Raw genomic sequence first — 1958 nt, 5'->3', positions numbered from 1 at the left:
CGCTGGCTTCCCAGGAGAGATTCGAACTCCCTGCCAACGGCTTAGAAGTTTGATTTGATATGTCTGTCTTCGTTATGCTAACGCCTTATCAAACGGTGAATATACGATAAAGCCGAAGGTTGAACGCATTGATGTCTAACGAATATTATCTTATCACAAATCGCAAACTAATGTAAAGTACATTTTTAAAAACAAATATATCCATAAGAAAAACTCGCGGGCGGTGCCGCTTACGAATGGAATTGCCGCCAAGCATCGCCTTTAACTCCGCCACTTCCGCAGCGACGTCTTCTTCCGATGGCTTGCGGGCGTCTTTAATTCCATTAAGAAGACACCAATAAGAAACAGAACAATAGCACAAAAATAATAAAAGCCTTAAATAAAGGCAATAACCCAACACCTGTCCATCCCCATTTACATAGTATGAAATGTAATTTAATCCATTGTACATGGGAGGGAATTGTATGGGTTTTTTTGGTGGGGAACGAGAAATTGGCGTTATCCTTGTTCTCTTTATCCTCTTGGTCATTATTGCGTGTGCATGTGACTAATAGGTAGGAAAGGATTCCCCTGTTCGTTATGTAGTAGCAGGGGAATCACCCCGATATCATTTCCAGAAAACTCAAATACCCAGATCACTTTTGAGCGATTAAAAGTGATCCTTTACATACACCAGGTTATCGGAACCTGTACACATAAAAGCCTGACACTCCCCTATTTTTTATATAGGGTAATATGTCAGGCTCTTTAATTTACTTTAATTTACTTAAATTTTAGTAAACCTCATAAGGAACAATCGACTTATTGTAGTAAGGTACCTGGTTTCACTAAAATTTTAACATGATTTTTTTCCTTAACTAAAGACTCAAAACCTTCTTCTACAATGTCTTTTAAGTCGATTTTCTTTGTAATCAATTCTTCTGCTTTAATACTCCCATTTGCAATAAGTTGAATAACAGATGGGAAGATATCTCGATAAGCGATGACCCCTTTAATATCCCTTTCTTTTAACACAAGGTTATTCGGAAGTATTGTCGCTGTTTTTTCCCAAATGCTAACAATAATAATCTGACCATCTGCTTTTGTACTTTCGATTGCTTGATTCAGTACAGCATCTATTCCAGCAACTTCAAAACTTACATCTACCCCACCGCTTGTTAATTGTTTGATTTCCTGTACAACATCGACCTGGCGTGGATCTAAAACAACGTCAGCGCCTACCTTCTTGGCGAATTCTTTTCTTTCCTCGGAAACTTCAACAGCGATTATTTGCCTCGCACCGGCAGCCTTCGCAGCTTGAATGGTTAAAAGTCCAATTGGTCCCGCTCCAAAGACCGCTACAACATCTCCAACTTTTACTTTACTCTGTCTTACAGCATGAACCGCAACTGCTGTCGGCTCTACAAGAGCCCCTTGCTCGAAACTCATATTATCAGGCAATTTATGTACCATATTTTCCTTTACTACTGTGTATTCTGAAAATCCACCGCCACCACCAGCTAATCCATGAAATCCGAGAGATTCACATAAATTATATTTACCTGTTCTACACTCCGGACATTTTCCGCAAGAAAGAATTGGTTCAACGGCAACACGATCCCCAACTTTCACGGTCGATACTCCATCCCCGATTTCAACAACTTCTCCTGCGAATTCATGTCCAAGAATCACAGGAGCTTTTTCATTGGTGAGAGGATGAGCCTCTTCTCCAGGAATAAAAATAGGACCTGCTAAATATTCGTGTAAATCAGTACCACAAATCCCGCACCATTCCACTTTAATTTTTACTGTACCTGATGTGACTTTTGGTTCTTCAATGGTACGCACCTGAACATCTTTAACCCCATACCATATAGCTGCCCTCATCATTTTCCACCCCATCTAATAATTTCTAAAAATAACCCAAATAAATTATATCATTTATCTATAAGTTTTTAGTACGTGTATTCATTTAGTTA

Annotated in this window: 1 protein-coding gene; it reads right to left on the bottom strand. The window is 39.1% G+C overall.

What is annotated here, in order from left to right; genetic code table 11:
- Positions 1-801 precede the first annotated feature (801 nt).
- Positions 802-1866, bottom strand: coding sequence for a 2,3-butanediol dehydrogenase (locus ADA01nite_RS14015; RefSeq protein ID WP_146810905.1), 1065 nt, complete (start codon positions 1864-1866; stop codon positions 802-804).
- Between the last annotated feature and the right edge of the window lie 92 nt (positions 1867-1958).

It is taken from the genome of Aneurinibacillus danicus (genome assembly GCF_007991215.1).
Taxonomy (GTDB): Bacteria; Bacillota; Bacilli; order Aneurinibacillales; family Aneurinibacillaceae; genus Aneurinibacillus; species Aneurinibacillus danicus.
This window is presented reverse-complemented; position numbering and strand designations above follow the sequence as displayed.